This window comes from Asanoa sp. NPDC049573, from assembly GCF_040676615.1.
Taxonomy (GTDB): domain Bacteria; phylum Actinomycetota; class Actinomycetes; order Mycobacteriales; family Micromonosporaceae; genus Asanoa.
In genome coordinates, this window is sequence record NZ_JBFAPI010000025.1 from 35,567 (window position 1) to 51,126 (window position 15,560).

The window sequence follows — 15,560 nt, forward strand, 5'->3', positions numbered from 1 at the left end:
GAAACGTTTCACCGACGCCGTGCTGAAGACACTAGGGATGTCGATCCATCACCGTCAAGGGTTTGCTACCCGCCGGTGTGGCCCTCTTCCTCGCCGTCGGCGGTGAAGGCGCCGCTGCCCTGCTCGGTCTGCAGGTAGACGTGTTGGTGACCGAGGCCGGCGTCCACATTGATCTGGTCGAGCTGAGCGGCGGCGACCGACCAGGCGGTCGCCGCGGCGGTGCGGGCGCGGCCGGCGATCTGGGTCAGGGCCGCCCTGTCCGCGGCCGGAGCCGCGACGGCTTCGGCGTAGATGTCGACCGCCACCTGGAAGTCGGCGACAGCGCCGCGGAAGCCGCCCCGGGCGACGTTGGTCGCGGTCGTGCCGGAGGGGCTGTCGGCGTGCGCGGCGACCAGTTGCCGCACCGTCTGCTGCCAACTCCTGACGGTCGCCGCGTCGACCGGCTTCGTGCCGTCGACGGCCGTGTCGAAGGCGCCGAGCAGGGTTGTCAGAGCCTCCTGCGAGCGGCGGGCAACGGCGGTCAGGTCGCGGATCTGGTCGAGGTCGCGCTTGGCCTCCTGCGCCTTGATGTCGTCGATCGCGCGCGTGGTGGCGTCCGGGCGGCCAACGACATAGCCGACGAGGCCGGCGACCAGCGCGGCCAGCAGCACCGCGGCGATGGTGGCGGCAACCGGAACGCGACGGGCCCGCGCCTGCTCGGCCTGGCGGACGTAGGACGGCTTGCCGGTTTTCCGCGACATCGATGGACGGTATTACGTCATCGTCGCTCGGATCAAGGCTTGCCGCCCGCGCCCGCCGGCGGACCGCCGGATGCCGGCGCATCCTGCCGCCGTGCGGTCATTCTCGCGCGGTAGGCGCTCGCGGCGGCCCTGTTGCCGCAACCGAGGTCGCAGAAGCGCTTGGAGCGGTTCTTCGACAGGTCGACCAGGACGTTGGCACAGTCCGGGTGGGCGCAGGTGCGCAGGCGGTCGAGCGCGCCCGTGCGGACCACGTCGACCAGTGCCATCCCGGCTTCGACGGTCAACCGCACCGCGACCGGCGCCTCGGGCGGCACCGCGTGCAGGTGGTAGCCCCAGCCGTCGTGCCGCACGAGTTGCGGCAACGGACGGCTCTCCCGCAGGAGGGCGTTGACGGTCTCGACCAACTCGTCCTCGCCGATCGCCCAGAACCGGCGGAACCGGGGGCGCAGCGCGCGGACGGCGTCGAGTTCGGCCAGGGTGTGCGCGCGGGAGCCGGTGAACCGGTGCTCGCCGAGAAACGCGTCGAGGGCGGGCAGGTCGGGCAGCGCCGTGTTGACCAGCGCTGCCAACGTCGTCAACGCAGCTTCCGTGTCATGAGCGAAAACCATCTTGCCCCTTGCAGTCCGGCCCCCTACCGTCATCAGTGTAAGCCGCTTTTGGTGATGACAGGGGACCCATGCCACCGACCCGCTCGCTCGGTCTGCTGCTCGCGCTGCTCTCCGCGCTGACGTTCAGCACGTCGGGCCCGTTCGCGCACGCTCTGCTCGACGCCGGCTGGTCGGCGCCGGCCGCGGTCGCCGTCCGGGTGGGCGTCGCGGCGCTGGTGCTCGCCGTCCCCGCGGCCATCGCGCTGCGCGGCCGCTGGGCCGCGGTGCGCCGGGAACTCACCGGCGTGGTCCTGTTCGGCGTGCTCGGCGTCGGCATCGCGCAGGTCGGCTTCTTCAACGCGATCCGCTATCTGCCGGTCGGCGTCGCGCTGCTGCTGGAATATCTCGGCGTGGTGCTGGTCGTGTTCTGGATGTGGGCGGTGCACGGGCAGCGGCCGCGGGCGCTGACCGCGGTCGGCGCGGTCACCGCGGTGGTCGGCCTGGTCCTCGTGCTCGACCTGAGCGGCGGCGCCGACCTGTCCCCGATCGGTGTGCTGTGGGGCCTCCTCGCGGGCGTCGGGCTGGCCTCCTACTTCGTGCTGGGCGCCCGCGACACCGGCGACGAGGGCGTGCCACCGCTGGCCCTGGCGACGGCCGGCCTGGCCATCGGCGCGGTGGTGCTGGTGCTGCTCGGCGTGACCGGGCTGCTGCCCATGCACGCCACGTACGGGCAGGTCGACCTGGGCGACCTGCGGGTCAGCTGGCTGGTGCCGGTGGCCGGGCTGTCACTGGTCGCGGCCGTCGTGCCCTACGTGACCGGCATCGTGGCCGCCCGCGCCCTCGGCGCCCGGCTCTCCTCGTTCGTCGGCCTCACCGAGGTGCTGTTCGCCGTGCTGATCTCCTGGCTGGTGCTCGACGAACTGCCCCGCCCCGTGCAGATCGCCGGCGGCGCGCTGATCATCGCCGGCGTCGCGCTGGTCCGGCTCGACGAGCGGCGGCCGGCCGAGGTGCTGGTGTCAGCCTGACGCCCAGGTGAGCGCGGGGTCGGGCCGGCCGTCCGCCGCGAACGCATGGACCGCGCGCAACGCGGTGTCGAGGTCGACGACGTCGCGCCGGGCCACCCGCCGTGGTTGTCCGGCGGCGACCACGACCTCGTCGCCCGGCTCCGCGTCGACCGACCGCAGCACGATCCGGTCGTCGTCGACATCGGAGCCCAGTTGGACGAGATAGCGGCCGTTGCCGCCCTCGACCGCCAGGTACTGGTCGTCGTGGCCGGTCAGCACGACCTCGGTGCGCGTGTGCTGGTCGAGTGCGCGGACGGCCGCCTCGATCTCGGCCGGCGTCGGGTCGGCGTGGTCCAGCCGCTCGACCCGACCGGCACGCCAGCGGTCGCGTTCGAGCCGCACGGCGTCAGCCGCGTGGACTGTCGAGGTCGTCATAAAGCTCGTCGTAGAGGGTCGGGTCCATCGTCAGCCGGCCGTCGGCGCCGACCGCGAACGCGGCGCGGCGATAGCAGTCGACGAACAGCACGACCATGGACAGCAGGTCGGGGAACTCGACGCGGCTCGGCTCGCCGGCGCGCACCGCCACCACCCGGGGCTCGTCCGGGCCGGACCAGCACGCCGCGAACAGGTCACCGTCGGCCGAGGCCAGCAACGGGAGCCAGGTCTCGCCGAGCACGGGGTCGCCGTCGTAGGCGGGACGCAGGCCCGTCGCTTCGGCGAGCGCGAGCGGCGCGTACCCGGGGATGATCTCGATGTCCTGGTGTTGCTGACCGGCGCCCAGGGTGACGCCGTCGTGCCAGGCGAACCACTCGGCCACGCTGGCCGGCAGCGGGCCGTGACGGCGGATCCCGTCGGGCGGCAGGCCGGGCACCAACAGGTCGACGACCGGGCGGCCGAGCACCCGCAGCCACCACTCCAGGTCGTCGAGGCGATCGGTCAGCGACTCATCCACACGATCACCAGCGCCCGCGGGCTCCCGGATGTCACACCTGTCGCCCGGCGGGCCGGGAAAGTTCCCGCCATCTTCCGACAGCCGGCGCTCCGCTCGTGCCCGGCCGCCAGCCGCTAGCGTGTCCCGAACACCGGATGGAGGATCGATGCGCCGTTATGCCGCCACCCTGGCCGCGCTGCTCGTCGGGCTGGTCGTGGTCGTCGCGCCGGCGTCGCCCGCGTCGGCACACACCAAGCTGTCGAAAGCGGCACCGGCCGCGAAGGCGACGGTGACCAAGCCGGTCGAGACGGTGACGCTCACCTTCAGCGGTCTGGTCAAGCAGGCCGGCACCACCGTGGCCGTGACCGGTGCCGACGGCACGGCCTACCAGGTGGACGACGCCCGGGCCGTGGACAGGACGATCACCCAGGCGGTGCGGCCGTTGGGCGTCGGCGAGGTCACGGTCGCCTGGCAGACGGTGTCCGGCGACGGGCACAGGATCTCCGGCCGCTACACGTTCACCAACAGGTACCCGCCGCCGTCCCCGGCGCCGTCGCCCACGCCGGTCGTCGCGGCCACCGCCACCGCCACGGCCCAGGCCTCGGCGCTCGCGTTGCCGGCCGCCGCGGTCGACGACGGTGGGATCCCGCCCGTCGGGCTGGCCGCGATCGGCGCCGGCGTCGCGGCGGTGTTGGCCGTCGCGGTGCTGGTGCTGGTGCGCCGGCGCCGGCCGCGTTCGTGAGCGTTATTCCACAAACCGGGTGCGGCTGGATGCGATAGCCGGGCACCCCCGATAGGGTCGCGTTTCTATGCCCGACTCCCCCAGGGCGTCCGCCCCCCGGCTGCCCTCCCTCACCGGCCTGCGCTTCGCCGCGGCGCTGCTCGTGTTCGGCGTCCACGCCTACTCGTTCATCCCGGTCGGCGGGCTCGCGCACGACGCGGGCCACCTGCTGCTCGATCCGGGCGACCTCGGCGTCTCGTTCTTCTTCGTGCTCTCCGGCTTCGTGCTCACCTGGGCTGCCCGCGGCGCCGGCCCGGCACCCGGTCGCGGGCTCGGCCGGTTCTGGGCGGGCCGGGTGTTGCGGATCTACCCCGCCTACCTGGTCGCGCTCGGGCTCGCGGTGGCCTCGAAGTATGTCGGCGACCTCGCCGACCCGGTCGGCAACCGGGTCAACCAGGTCAACGGACACAACCTGAGCACGAGCCTGTTCCTCGTCCAGGCGTGGTTTCCGGACGACGTCACCTATCTCGGCATCAACCCCGTCGCCTGGTCACTTTCCTGCGAGATCGCCTTCTACGCCGTGTTCCCGCTGCTCTACCTGCTGCTGCGCCGGCTCGGCGGCCGGGCGCTGGCGATCTCGGCCGTCGGCCTGGTCGCACTCGGGCTGCTGATGCCGGCGTTCACGCACACCGTCGTCGACCCGGCCTACCAACGCTGGTTCGGCTACATCCTGCCGGCCACCCGGGCGGTCGAGTTCGCGCTCGGCATCGTCCTCGCGCTGCTGGTGCGCTCGGGCGCCTGGCGCGGCCCCGGCCTGCCGCTCGCGTCGGCGCTGTTCGCCGCCAACTACCTGATCGTCAACCTGCTGCCGCATCCCGTACGCGACACGGCGGCGGTGCTGGCCACGACGGCACTGCTGATCCCGGCCGCGGCCACCGCCGACCTGAGCGGCGCCCGGTCGGTGTGGCGGCACCCGGTGCTCACCCGGCTGGGCGACGCGTCGTACGCCTTCTTCCTCGTGCATCTCACGATCCTCACCACGGGAATGACGTTCCTCGGCCGGTCGCACGACTATCCGGTCTGGCAGGCGGTGCCGCTCGCGCTGGGTTTCCTGGTCGTCTCCTACGCCGTCGCGCTCCCCCTGCACAGCTATGTCGAAAAGCCCGCGATGCGCCTGTTGCCCCGTCCGCGGCCGCGCCCCGCGATCCCGGCCCAGCGCTCACCACAACCGACGCAGGTCGGCGTAGGCTGATGGGATATGGGCAAGGTTGTCGCAGACATCTCCATTTCGCTTGATGGTTACGTGGCCGCACCCGGCGCCGACATCGAGCACGGCCTGGGCGTCGGCGGTGAGGCGATCCACACGTGGGTCTTCGCCGGCCATCCGGTCGACTCCGAGATCCTGTGCCGCGGCCTCGACCAGACCGGGGCGGTCGTGATGGGCCGCCGGCTGTTCGACTTCGTCGACGGGCCACACGGCTGGACCGACGAACTCGGCTACGGCGCCGGCACCGACCAGGCGACCGGTGGCCCGCCGGTCGTGGTCGTGACCCACGAGCCGCCGAAGTCGTGGCGGCTCGGCCCGCGGTTCAGCTTCGCGACCGACATCGCCGAGGCGGTGAGTCGCGCCCGGTCCGAGGCCGGCGACAAGACCGCGGTGGTGATGGGCGGCGCGCAGGTCGTACGCCAGAGCGTGCTGCTCGGCCTCGCCGACGAGTTGCGGATCCACCTGTCACCGTGCCTGGTCGGCGGTGGCACCCCGCTGTTCTCCCCCGCCGACCAGCCGACACCGCGGCTGCGCCAGGTCGACGTGATCGTCTCTCCACATGCGACCCACCTGACGTACGACGTGCTCCGCTAGCTCCCGAGAACAGCTAGCAGGCGCCGGTGCGCGTCATCCAGTTCGGCGGCCGGGGCGTCCGGCTTGGCGTCGGCGAAGTCGAAGTCGGCCATCCCGCGCGTCTGGAAGACGTGCACGTGCGCGTGCGGCACCTCGAAGCCCGCGATCACCAGGCCCGCCCGCGGCGCGTCGAACGCGGTCTTGACGGCCACGCCGATCCGCGCGGCGACCATCATCACGTGTGACCACAACGCCGGGTCCAGGGTGGTCCAGTCGTCAACCTCGGCGCGCGGCACGACCAGCGTATGCCCGGGCGTCACCGGCGCGATGCTGAGGAACGCGACCACCTCGTCGTCGCGATGGACGAAGCGCCCGGGGATCTCGCCGGCAATGATCATGGAGAAAACGGAAGCCATAGCAGGCATCATTCCAAAAGCGACTTGAGTTCCCGCAGGTCGGTGAGCACGGCGGCGGCGTCGGCCGCGAACGCCTCCGCGGTGGTTCCCTCGCGCCGGAAGACGGTGAAGACCACCTCGCTGCCGTCGGCGTTGGAAAACACCCGCATCGGGTTGTAGAACGTCTGTCCCGACGGGAACGTCACGTCGTGGTCGAGCACCCCGACGGTGTTGGCCGGCGCGAACGTCACCTCGACGGTGCCGTCGGGCGTCTCGGCGAGCCAGCGGCCGTCGACGTTCGCGATCGACCCGGTCAGCCCCGCCGCCCAGCGGGGGAGGTTGGCCGGGTCGGCGGCGAACGCGTAGACCTCGGCCGGTGACCGGGCGATGGAGACACTCACGTGCCGCGACTCGTAGAGCACCTGCACAGTCCTACCACGCCGGCCCGCCGAACCACGGCCGTTAGCACCGGCACCATCGGCCTCGGCTGTCACGCCGCCCGGTCAGGCCGAGGCCGTGGCCCGCGGCCCGTAACGCTCGGCGGCCCGCGCCCTGGCCTTGGCGGCCTCAGTCTCGCGGTCACGCGGCGGCGCCTTGATCACCAGCGTCTCCAGCAACGCCCGGGTGGCCTCGGCGACCACCCGAACGGCCTCGTCGAACGCCTCCTGGTTGGCGGCCGACGGTTTCGTCGCGCCGCTGACCTTACGCACGTATTGCAGCGCGGCGGCCTCGATCTCGTCTTCGGTGGCGGGCGGCTCGAAGTTGCTCAGCACCCGGATGTTCCTGCACATCCGACCAGCATGTCAGCAACCACCGGCCAACCGCCACACCCCTTCCTTCAATGGTCGACTTCGATCCATACTCGACGCGTGATGGGCGTGATCGTTGTGGAGTTGGGCGGGCCCGAGGGCCTGCGGGTGGCCGAGTTGCCCGATCCGGTGGCAGGCCCGGGGCAGGTCGTGGTGCGGGTGCGGGCGGCCTGCGTGCAGCCGGCCGACATCGCGGCCCGGATCGGGATGATTCCCGGCGGTCCGGTGCCGCCGCCGTTCCTGCCCGGGTGGGACATCGCGGGCGAGGTGGCCTCCGTCGCGGACGGCGTAGCCGATCTCCGGGTCGGTGACCGCGTTGTCGGCATGATCCCCTGGTACCTGACTCGGGGCACGCCCGGCGGTTACGCCGAGTTGGTGGCGGCCGACGCTGACTGGCTCGTGCCGGTCCCGGACGGGGTCGACGTGGCGGCCGCCTCGACGCTGCCGCTCAACGCGGTCACCGCACACCAGGCACTCGCGCTGCTGGCGCCGGGCGACGCGTCGACCGTCCTGGTCACCGGGGCCAGCGGCGGGGTCGGCGGGTTCGCGGCGCAACTCGCCGCGCAACGGGGCCACCGGGTGCTCGCCGTCGCCAGCCACGACGACGAGGCGTGGGTCGGCGGTCTCGGCGCCGCCGAGGTGATCGCCCGGTCGACCGATCTGGCGACGCTGGGGCCGGTGCCGGCCGCGATCGACGCCGTGCCGCTCGGCGAGGCGGCGGCCGCGGCCGTCAAGGACGGTGGCGGTGTGGTGACCACCCGGCCGACCCCGCCGATCGACCCGAGCCGCGGCATCCGCCAGCAGCTCCAGCTCATCCACCACGACCGCGACGTGCTCGCCGCGATGGTCGGGCAGTTGGCCGCGGGCACGCTCCGCACCCGGGTCGCGGCGACGATGCCCCTGACCGAGGCCGCCGAGGCGCACCGGTTGGTCGAGGCGGGCGGGCTGCGCGGAAAGATCGTGCTGACGGTGTAGGGCGCTCAGCGGCCGAGGTGGATGGGCTGGGTTGGCGGGTCCGTGGTGAGTAGCGCCGTCAACGGTGTGGCGAGGTCGCGCGGCGAAAACAGCTCGGGGCCGGCAGAGCCGACGATCTCCGAGAGATGCCACCAGCGGAACCCGGCCAGGTTCTCGGCGGCGAGTTGGTCGTCGGTCAGCTCGCCGCGGGGCTGGAAATGGCTCGCCCGGACGAGGAAGCGTTGACGATGCCGTCGAACCTCGGCGCGTGGTCGGTGGAGAGAACCTCCTGGTGCCAGACGTGCGGTGGGTCGATGGTGATCGTCAGGCCGGTCTCCTCGCGAAGTTCGCGGCGCAAGGCCGTCAACGGGTCCTCGCCGGGTTCGATGCCGCCGCCTGGTGCCGCGCATACGCCCTTCGCCTCGCCAGGCACCGCCGGATGAGGGAAGACGAACCGGCACAGCAGGACGCGGTCGCCCTCGTCGAGCACGATCGCCCGGGCGGAGCGACGCAGGTTCGGCGTCATGGCAGGTCAGACGTGGCGGCGGCGGGAACGATGATCGACATGCCTGGACGCTACCAACCCCCCGGTGCGGCTCGACAGGTCCGATTCGTTCAAGCCCGCGCGCGGGCCCGATGACTATCGTCGCGGGCATGACCGCACGATTCCTCGATGGACGCGAGTTTCTCCGCCGTAACGGGCGGCTGGTGGAACGACGGCTGTTCGCCACCTGTTTCGAGGGCGCGCCGGGCCAGGGCGTGGTCGACGCCGTGCGTGGTTACGCGAACGACGACGGCGGGTTCGGGCACGGGCTCGAGCCCGACAAGCGCTGCCCGGCCAGCCTGCCCATCGACGTCGAGTGCGCGCTTGCCGCGATGGCCACCGCCCGCACCGTCGACCTGCCGCTGGTGCACGCCGCGTGCGACTATCTCGCCACGGTCGCCACCGACGGCGGGGCCGTGCCGCTCGCCTTCCCGGTGATCGAGGACTATCCGCGGGCCGAACACTGGTCTGAGTGGACCTACGAGCCGGCCCTCAACCCCACCGCCGGCATCGTCGGCCGGCTCCACGAACTGCGCGTCGAGCACCCGTGGATCGACGCGGCCGCGGCCTGGTGCTGGAAGCAGATCGACACGGCCGAGCTGCCCACCGACGCACACGCGCTGAGCGAGGTCCTCGGCTTCCTGGCGCAGGCCCCGGACCAGGACCGCGCCCGCGCCGCGGCGGCCAAGGTGCGCGACGCCCTCGCGGGCGCGTCGTGGTTCAAGCTCGATCCCGACGACTCGGCGTACGGACTGTCCCCGCTGACCGTGGCCTCGTCCGCCGACAGCCCGTGGCGCGCCCTGTTCACCGAAGACGTCATCCAGGCCCACCTCGACCGCCTGGAGCGCGACCAGCAGGAGGACGGCGGCTGGCCGGTCACCTGGCAACCCCCGGGCGAGGCGGCGCTGCTCGAATGGCGCGGCATCGTCACCCTGGAGAGCCTGCGCACCCTGGTGTCGTACGGCCGCCTCTAGTGTCGGTTGTACGGTAGTCAGTGGTCATATGACGGTGCTGATCCGGATCGAGCTCGTCGGGTTCTGGAACCGGGCCTTCCCCGAGAGCTTCTACGACACCTTTCCGACCGTCACGCTGACGCCGCCGTTGAGCGAGCACTACGCGCGCGACTTCGGCGGCCCGCCGCGTTAGGCCTTGCGCCGGGTGACGTGGTCGAGTCGGCGGCGGATGCTTGGGTCATGCGCAGCAGATGGATCTGCCTTCTCGTCGGTGTGGTGACGGCGGCCGCGCTGACCGCGTGCACCGAACCCCCGCCGCCGGCGCCACCGGGTGGCACGCCGACCACGCCGGGCCCGGCCGCCCCCGCGCCGGCCACGACCGTGACCGCTCCGGCGACGGCCGCTCCGCCGCCGAGCCGCGGCGGTGGCGTGTGCGCCGCCGGCGACCTCACCCTGACGGCCGCCGGTGCCGAGGGTGCGGCCGGGACCAGCTACACCACCTACCGGCTGACCAACGACGCGGCCGGCGCGTGCACGCTCGAAGGGTATCCGGGTGTGTCCTATCTGGACGCTGCCGGGCACGAGGTGCAGCGGGACGCCGCCCGGGAACCCGGTCTGCCGACCCCGCGGGTGCGGCTCGCCCACGGCGCGGCGGCGCTGTTCACCGTGGCCAACTCGACGGTGGAACAGTGCCCGGGGCCGCGCGACGCGGTCACGCTGCGGGTGTATCCGCCGGACAACACCGCGGCGCTCAGCCTCGCCGGGAGCTATCGGGTCTGCGACCCGCGGGTGCGGCCGGTCGCGCCGGCATCATGACTTGCGCGCGAGGCCCCCGTACACCGAGACCTGGGTGTCGGTCGGTGGTTCGCCGCCGCCGGGGTCGGGCCGCCACGCGGGCAGCACCCGCACGCCGGGTTCGACCAGGTCGAGGCCGGTGAAGAAGCGCTCGATCTCGGGCTTGGAACGCACCCGCATGGTGACGCCGCTGCGCCGGTAGACGGCCGCGACGCCCTCCCAGGCGGCGGGGTCGAAGTCGCCGGTGAGGTGCGACAGCGCGAGGTAGCTGCCCGACGGCAGGGCGGCCATGAGCCGATCGACGATGGCGTACGGGTCGTCGTCGTCGCCGACGAAGTGCATGATCGCGATCAGCAGCAGGCCGACCGGCTGGTCGAGGTCGAGCACCGCGCGGAGTTCCGGTGAGGCCAGCAGCCCGTCGACGTCGCGCAGGTCGGCGTCGAGATAGGCGGTGCGACCCTGGCGACCGCTGGTCAGCAGGGCCCGGGCGTGCGCGAGGACCATCGGGTCGTTGTCGACATAGACGACCCGGGCCTCCGGCGCCACCTCCTGCGCGACCTGATGGACGTTGGGCGCCGTCGGGATGCCGGTGCCGATGTCGAGGAACTGCCGGATGCCGGCCTCGGCCGCGAGATGGCGGACGACCCGGCGCAGGAAGGCCCGGTTTTCCCGCGGCGGGATCCGGCTGTGCGGGTTGGCCCGCAGACCGGCCTCGGCAGCGGCCCGGTCCGCGGCGAAGTTGTCCTTCCCGCCGAGCAGGAAGTCGTAGACCCGCGCCGGATGCGGCCGTTCCGCGTGCAACTCCGCCGGCACGGCGATCTCGTCAGTCACGGGCACATGATAGTCGATTGTGGATCACTCTGGCGGGGTGGCGCCCGACTGCTCGCTGGCCATGAAGGTGGCGTACCAGTCGGGCCAGTTCGGGTCTTCCTGGCCGGTCCGCTTCTCGTGCTCGCCGTGCGCTTCGGAGGCGCGCCGCATGGCGTTGGCCAGGTCGGTCACCGAGGTGTAGGAGGTGATCCCGGTGTCGACCCGCCCCGGCAGCCGGTTGACGATCTCCTGTAGCAGCCAGCCGTTGCCGTCCGGGTCGGTCCACGCGGCCAGCGAGTTGTAGCTGTTGCGCTCGGGGTCGGGACCTTCGGCGGTGCCGTCGGCGGTGTTGTGGAAGATCGGACCAACCTCGACCCCACGCGCGATCAGGTCGTCGCGGGCGGCCACGATGTCGGTGACGATCAGAAACAGCCCCGGCGGCGTCCCGGCCGGCGTCGGCGGGCTGCCGATGCCAAAGTGGATCGAGCACTCGGACCCCGGCGGCGTGAACTGGATGGCCCGGCTCCCGCCAAGCTCGAAGTCGGCGTCGAGCCGCCAGCCGAGACCGGCGTAGAACGCCTTGGCCCGGTCGGGGTCCGAGACCGGGATCGTGATCACTTCAAGCTTCAAGTCGGGATTCGGCATCACAGTCTCCCAGTTCGTTGACAGCCCGTTCGTGGTCAGTATCCCCTGACCGATCGGCGGTCGAGGCCCATACGGAGCCCCGTTTCGGCTCTGGTGCGGACGGGGTAGACGAGACCATGGATCGCAATGTGGTCAAGGTGCTGCTGGCCGCGTGGGAACGGCCCGACTTCCGGGCCGGGCTGCGGCACCTGATCGACCTCGACGAGGTGACGTCGCTGCTCGCCGCCCTGTCCGTCGACGACCACGACGACGAGGTGCGGCGGCGGGCGATGGAACTGCTGCGGTCGGCGCTGGAGACCTCGGAGATCCGCGCCGCGGTGCTGCTGCTGATCGAGACCGACGACATCCGGCACAGCCTGGCCGCCGCGATCGCCGACGGCCTCGCCGACCGGCCTGGGCTCGCGGCGTCGATCCGCTCGGCGCTGGAGGATCCGGCCGTCCGGGCGCAGACCCGCGACGCCCTCGAGTCGCCGGGACTGCGGGCGCTGGCCTGGAAGGTGGCGGAGGACGAGTTCCGCGGGCGTCGGGTGGCGCTGGTCAGGCAGGTCGTCCTGCTGCTGCTCCGGCACCGGCCGGCCCGCCGGCTGGCCTGGGCCCTGAAGAAGCACGGCGTCGTCCGCGAGCTGCGCCGCGCGACGTCCGCGCCACGATCCGGCGATGCTTGACGATCGAGGCGATGCTCGCGCCGACCCCGCGCTGCTGGTCCGGCCACGGACTAACGTCGGCGTGTGTCAGGCTACGAAGTGCTGCAGGACGGTCCACATCGCCGGGTCGTGCGCGTGGGCGATACGGTCCGCCGGCCGATGCATCCCTGGTCCCCCGCCATCCACGAGCTGTTGCGGCATCTGGCCGACGTAGGGTTCCCCTACGCGCCGCGGGTCCTGGGCGTCGACGATGACGGCCGTGAGGTTCTCACCTACCTCGCCGGCGAGTCCGGCCCGGCCGGGTGGGCCCCCGTGGTCGACGAGGCAGGCCTGACCGCCATGGCCCGCCTGCTGCGCGAGTATCACGACGCGGTGCGCGGCTTCCGGCCGGACGCGACCTGGGCGGCCCGGACCGGCGCACCCGGCGACGGCGAACTGGTCTGCCACGGCGACTTCGGGCCGTGGAACCTGGTGTGGCAGGGCAGCCGGCCGGTCGGCATCCTCGACTGGGACTACGCGTGGCCCAACCGGCCGGTCCACGACGTCGCGTACGCGCTGGAGTACGTCGCGCCGTTCCGCGACGACCGCGAGTGCCTGCGGTGGCTGCGCCATCCGGCGCCGCCCGACCGCCGGCAACGGATCGAGGTGTTCGCCGCCGCCTACGGGCTCACGTCGACCGACGGGCTCGTCGACGAGGTCATCGGTCAGCAGCGGCGGGTGCTGGAGCGCGCCCGGCGACTCGCGGCCGCCGGGCACCAACCCCAACTGAGCTGGCAGGACAGCGGCGCGCTCGACGAGATCGCCCGGCGGATCGACTGGAGCACAGAGCACCGCAAGCTCTTCGGGGCGACCTGAGTCGCGGCCGGTCCTAGCGGCTCTGGGCGGCCTGCCAGTCGGCCAGCCGGATCGCGCCCGGGCGGTAGTCACCGACCGGGACGATCGTGTCGTCGCCCATCGTCTGCCCGAAGTAGCGTGCGGCCGGATCCGCCACCACCCGGCGCGGATCGCCCTTGGCGGCCAGGGACTGCCTGATCACCTCGTCGAACCGCAGCCGGTCGGGCCCGGCCGTCTCGACCGCACCGTTGACCGGTGCCGCGACCGCCGCGTCGGCGACCGCCGCCGCGACGTCGGCCGAGGCCATCGGCTGGAAGGGGACCGGCGCGATGCGCACGGTGTCGCCCTCGGTCGCGGTGTCGGCGATGCCGGCGAGGAACTCGAAGAACTGTGTCGCGCGCACGATCGTGTAGGGCACGCCGGACTCCCGGATCAGGTTCTCCTGCGCGACCTTCGCCGGCAGGTAGGAGCTTTCCGGGCTGCGGTCGGCGCCCACCACCGACAGCGCCACGTGATGCCCGACCCCGGCCGCCTTCTCCGCGGCGAGCAGGTTGCCGGTCGACGCGCGGAAGAACGCCAGCACGTCGTCGGGCGCGAACGACGGCGAGTTCGTCACGTCGACCACCGCGTCCGCCCCGGCCACCGCGTCGGCGACTCCGTCACCGGTGACCGTGTTGACCCCCGTCGACGGCGACTGGGCGACGGCCTCGTGGCCCGCCTCGCGCAGCCGGCTCACCACCTGCGAGCCGATCAGACCGGTTCCCCCGAACACCACGATCCTCATGTTCAACTCCTCCGAGTCAGTTGTGACCGTCGTCGCAGGTCAATTGACGAACAAGATACGGTTGGTTTCTTGTCTCCCCACGGTACCTCGGCCCGCAAGCCGCGTTCACGGCCGCGCTGGTGCTGGACGCCTCCATCGAAACTAGCCCGGGCCTGGTCGTGCCGGCCGACACCGGCAGCCTGGCCGGGGATCCGCCGAGCCCTCCTCCGCTCGCCCGATCCATGATGGAACCGGTCGGGCGGCAGACGCTGCTCAGCCTCCTCGCCGAACTCGACCGGCCAGCCGGCGACGCGGTCCGCGACCCAGCCCTGTGGCCACCGACACGGCTGCGACTACATCACAGTAGGATACCTTGCGTATCTTAGGGCCCGCCCTGTTGGATACGATGCGTATCTAACAGGAGGTAGTGCGACCATGGCGTTGTTCGCCGCATCGGGCCCGAGGCCGACGGACCACAGCACGGCCAGGAAAATGGCGGTGACCGTCGCGGGCCTGCTGGCCGTCATGGTCATCCTCCTGGCGGCCTTCGCCCTGCCCGGCGTCAACACCGCCGTGCGGCACGTGCCCGTCGCCGTCGCCGGTGCGGGGCCCTCGCCGGTGCGACTCGCGGCGACGCTGGACAAAGCGGCTCCCGGCGCGTTCGACGTCAGCATCGTCGCGTCGGAGCAAGCCTCGCAGAACGAGATCCTGCATCGTGACGTGTATGGCGCGTTCATCGTCGAAGACGGCGGCCTGACACTGGACACCGCCTCGGCCGCCAGCGCCGCCGTGGCGACCTCCCTCACCCAGACCGCGCAACAAGTCGGCACGGCCATGCACCTGCCGGTGACCGTGCACGACATCCGGCCGCTGAGCCCGGACGACCCGAAAGGGGTGGGCCTGACGGCCGGGGCACTGCCGATCGCCCTGGGCGGCTGGCTCGCCGCGATGGGCATCATCGCGCTGATCGTCGGCGCTTGGCAGCGCCTGATCGCGGCCGCCGCGTTCGCCGTCGGCGGCGGGTTCACCCTCAGCGGGACCCTGTTCGCCCTTGGCACCTTCGACCAGAACTACTGGACCACGTCCGCCGCCGCCATGCTGGGCATCGCCGGGACCTGCTACTTCGTGCTGGGCTTCGAGCGGCTGTTGCGCGGGCGGGGCATCGCCGTCGCGGCGCTGGTGCTGATCCTGCTCGGCAACCCGCTGTCCGGCCTGGCCAGCGCGCCGGAGATGCTGCCGCACCCGTGGGGCGCCCTCGGGCAGTTCCTGCCTCCCGGCGCCACCGGGACCCTGCTGCGCAACGTCTCCTTCTTCGACGGCGTCGCCATCGCCAGGCCCGTCGTCGTGCTGATCGCCTGGGCCATTCTCGGGCTGGCGGCCTACCACCTCGCCGGGCACCTGCACAAGCGACGTACGCCGTTCGACATCCACATGGACGCCGCCGAGATCGCCGCGTCCGCACCGGCCGGTTCCGGGGCGCCCGACCATCGCCTCGGGCGGCACCGACGGGGCGCCGTCGCCCCTTGACCGCTCTTACGGTCGGTTCCGCGTCGTTGACGCAATGTGGATACTGAAACCTCGCCGATCTCAA

Annotated in this window: 21 protein-coding genes and 1 pseudogene; 11 read left to right on the forward strand and 11 right to left on the reverse strand. The window is 72.3% G+C overall.

What is annotated here, in order from left to right; translation table 11 throughout:
- Positions 1 to 65 precede the first annotated feature (65 nt).
- Positions 66 to 740, reverse strand: coding sequence for a hypothetical protein (locus AB0J74_RS34915; protein ID WP_363456171.1), 675 nt, complete (start codon positions 738 to 740; stop codon positions 66 to 68).
- A 32-nt stretch (positions 741 to 772) separates the two neighbouring features.
- Positions 773 to 1,348: a CGNR zinc finger domain-containing protein gene (locus tag AB0J74_RS34920; protein WP_363456174.1), complete on the reverse strand. Its 576-nt coding sequence runs from the start codon at positions 1,346 to 1,348 to the stop codon at positions 773 to 775.
- 68 nt (positions 1,349 to 1,416) lie between these two features.
- Between AB0J74_RS34920 and AB0J74_RS34925 the strand changes: the two genes are divergently transcribed.
- On the forward strand, positions 1,417 to 2,352 hold the full coding sequence (locus AB0J74_RS34925) for an EamA family transporter (RefSeq protein WP_363456177.1): 936 nt from the start codon (positions 1,417 to 1,419) through the stop codon (positions 2,350 to 2,352).
- Here AB0J74_RS34925 and AB0J74_RS34930 read toward each other — a convergent pair.
- Positions 2,344 to 2,766 (reverse strand): Imm1 family immunity protein, encoded by a 423-nt coding sequence (locus AB0J74_RS34930; RefSeq protein WP_363456180.1) that lies wholly within the window; start codon positions 2,764 to 2,766, stop codon positions 2,344 to 2,346. The genes AB0J74_RS34925 and AB0J74_RS34930 overlap by 9 nt on opposite strands.
- The gene (locus AB0J74_RS34935) at positions 2,738 to 3,283 is read right to left on the reverse strand and encodes a hypothetical protein (RefSeq protein ID WP_363456183.1); all 546 of its coding nucleotides are present in this window, start codon (positions 3,281 to 3,283) and stop codon (positions 2,738 to 2,740) included. The genes AB0J74_RS34930 and AB0J74_RS34935 overlap by 29 nt, the downstream gene beginning before the upstream one ends.
- 145 nt (positions 3,284 to 3,428) lie before the next feature.
- On the opposite strand from AB0J74_RS34935, the gene AB0J74_RS34940 reads away from it, so the two are divergent.
- The 3 genes from AB0J74_RS34940 (at position 3,429) to AB0J74_RS34950 (ending at position 5,844) form a co-directional block, all read left to right on the forward strand.
- Positions 3,429 to 4,004, forward strand: coding sequence for a copper resistance CopC family protein (locus AB0J74_RS34940; RefSeq protein ID WP_363456186.1), 576 nt, complete (start codon positions 3,429 to 3,431; stop codon positions 4,002 to 4,004).
- Between the two features lie 67 nt (positions 4,005 to 4,071).
- Positions 4,072 to 5,235, forward strand: a complete 1,164-nt coding sequence (locus AB0J74_RS34945) for an acyltransferase (protein ID WP_363456189.1) — start codon at positions 4,072 to 4,074, stop codon at positions 5,233 to 5,235.
- Positions 5,236 to 5,241: 6 nt separating this feature from the next.
- On the forward strand, positions 5,242 to 5,844 hold the full coding sequence (locus tag AB0J74_RS34950) for a dihydrofolate reductase family protein (protein ID WP_363456192.1): 603 nt from the start codon (positions 5,242 to 5,244) through the stop codon (positions 5,842 to 5,844).
- On the opposite strand, the gene AB0J74_RS34955 is transcribed toward AB0J74_RS34950, so the two are convergent.
- The 3 genes from AB0J74_RS34955 to AB0J74_RS34965 all read right to left on the reverse strand — a co-directional run bounded on the left by AB0J74_RS34955 (position 5,841) and on the right by AB0J74_RS34965 (position 7,009).
- A complete protein-coding gene (locus tag AB0J74_RS34955) occupies positions 5,841 to 6,221 on the reverse strand; it encodes an HIT family protein (protein ID WP_363456195.1) in 381 nt (126 codons plus the stop codon). The genes AB0J74_RS34950 and AB0J74_RS34955 overlap by 4 nt on opposite strands.
- Positions 6,222 to 6,247: 26 nt before the next feature.
- Positions 6,248 to 6,640, reverse strand: a complete 393-nt coding sequence (locus AB0J74_RS34960; protein ID WP_363456198.1) for an SRPBCC family protein — start codon at positions 6,638 to 6,640, stop codon at positions 6,248 to 6,250.
- A gap of 81 nt (positions 6,641 to 6,721) precedes the next feature.
- Positions 6,722 to 7,009, reverse strand: a complete 288-nt coding sequence (locus AB0J74_RS34965; protein ID WP_363456201.1) for a DUF2277 domain-containing protein — start codon at positions 7,007 to 7,009, stop codon at positions 6,722 to 6,724.
- Positions 7,010 to 7,090: 81 nt separating this feature from the next.
- Between AB0J74_RS34965 and AB0J74_RS34970 the strand changes: the two genes are divergently transcribed.
- The gene (locus tag AB0J74_RS34970; RefSeq protein WP_363456278.1) at positions 7,091 to 8,002 is read left to right on the forward strand and encodes an NADP-dependent oxidoreductase; all 912 of its coding nucleotides are present in this window, start codon (positions 7,091 to 7,093) and stop codon (positions 8,000 to 8,002) included.
- A 304-nt stretch (positions 8,003 to 8,306) separates the two neighbouring features.
- Here AB0J74_RS34970 and AB0J74_RS34975 read toward each other — a convergent pair.
- Positions 8,307 to 8,507, reverse strand: a pseudogene (locus AB0J74_RS34975) (NUDIX domain-containing protein); the annotation flags it as partial.
- Between the two features lie 128 nt (positions 8,508 to 8,635).
- Here AB0J74_RS34975 and AB0J74_RS34980 point away from each other — a divergent pair.
- The 3 genes from AB0J74_RS34980 to AB0J74_RS34990 are packed head-to-tail and all read left to right on the forward strand — an operon-like array spanning position 8,636 to position 10,294.
- Positions 8,636 to 9,499: a hypothetical protein gene (locus AB0J74_RS34980; RefSeq protein WP_363456204.1), complete on the forward strand. Its 864-nt coding sequence runs from the start codon at positions 8,636 to 8,638 to the stop codon at positions 9,497 to 9,499.
- Positions 9,500 to 9,527: 28 nt separating this feature from the next.
- On the forward strand, positions 9,528 to 9,671 hold the full coding sequence (locus AB0J74_RS34985; RefSeq protein WP_363456206.1) for a hypothetical protein: 144 nt from the start codon (positions 9,528 to 9,530) through the stop codon (positions 9,669 to 9,671).
- A gap of 47 nt (positions 9,672 to 9,718) precedes the next feature.
- On the forward strand, positions 9,719 to 10,294 hold the full coding sequence (locus AB0J74_RS34990; RefSeq protein ID WP_363456209.1) for a DUF4232 domain-containing protein: 576 nt from the start codon (positions 9,719 to 9,721) through the stop codon (positions 10,292 to 10,294).
- Here the strand turns inward: AB0J74_RS34990 and AB0J74_RS34995 are convergent.
- Positions 10,289 to 11,104, reverse strand: a complete 816-nt coding sequence (locus AB0J74_RS34995) for an SAM-dependent methyltransferase (RefSeq protein ID WP_363456212.1) — start codon at positions 11,102 to 11,104, stop codon at positions 10,289 to 10,291. The genes AB0J74_RS34990 and AB0J74_RS34995 overlap by 6 nt on opposite strands.
- Before the next feature lie 24 nt (positions 11,105 to 11,128).
- The gene (locus AB0J74_RS35000; RefSeq protein ID WP_363456215.1) at positions 11,129 to 11,728 is read right to left on the reverse strand and encodes a VOC family protein; all 600 of its coding nucleotides are present in this window, start codon (positions 11,726 to 11,728) and stop codon (positions 11,129 to 11,131) included.
- 116 nt (positions 11,729 to 11,844) lie between these two features.
- Between AB0J74_RS35000 and AB0J74_RS35005 the strand changes: the two genes are divergently transcribed.
- Positions 11,845 to 12,393, forward strand: coding sequence for a hypothetical protein (locus AB0J74_RS35005; RefSeq protein WP_363456218.1), 549 nt, complete (start codon positions 11,845 to 11,847; stop codon positions 12,391 to 12,393).
- A 63-nt stretch (positions 12,394 to 12,456) separates the two neighbouring features.
- Positions 12,457 to 13,227 (forward strand): aminoglycoside phosphotransferase family protein, encoded by a 771-nt coding sequence (locus tag AB0J74_RS35010; RefSeq protein WP_363456221.1) that lies wholly within the window; start codon positions 12,457 to 12,459, stop codon positions 13,225 to 13,227.
- A 13-nt stretch (positions 13,228 to 13,240) separates the two neighbouring features.
- Here AB0J74_RS35010 and AB0J74_RS35015 read toward each other — a convergent pair whose 3' ends face one another.
- Positions 13,241 to 13,990, reverse strand: a complete 750-nt coding sequence (locus AB0J74_RS35015) for an SDR family oxidoreductase (RefSeq protein ID WP_363456224.1) — start codon at positions 13,988 to 13,990, stop codon at positions 13,241 to 13,243.
- Positions 13,991 to 14,467: 477 nt separating this feature from the next.
- On the opposite strand from AB0J74_RS35015, the gene AB0J74_RS35020 reads away from it, so the two are divergent.
- Complete coding sequence (locus tag AB0J74_RS35020) at positions 14,468 to 15,496, forward strand: hypothetical protein (protein WP_363456227.1); 1,029 nt, start codon at positions 14,468 to 14,470, stop codon at positions 15,494 to 15,496.
- Positions 15,497 to 15,560 lie beyond the last annotated feature (64 nt).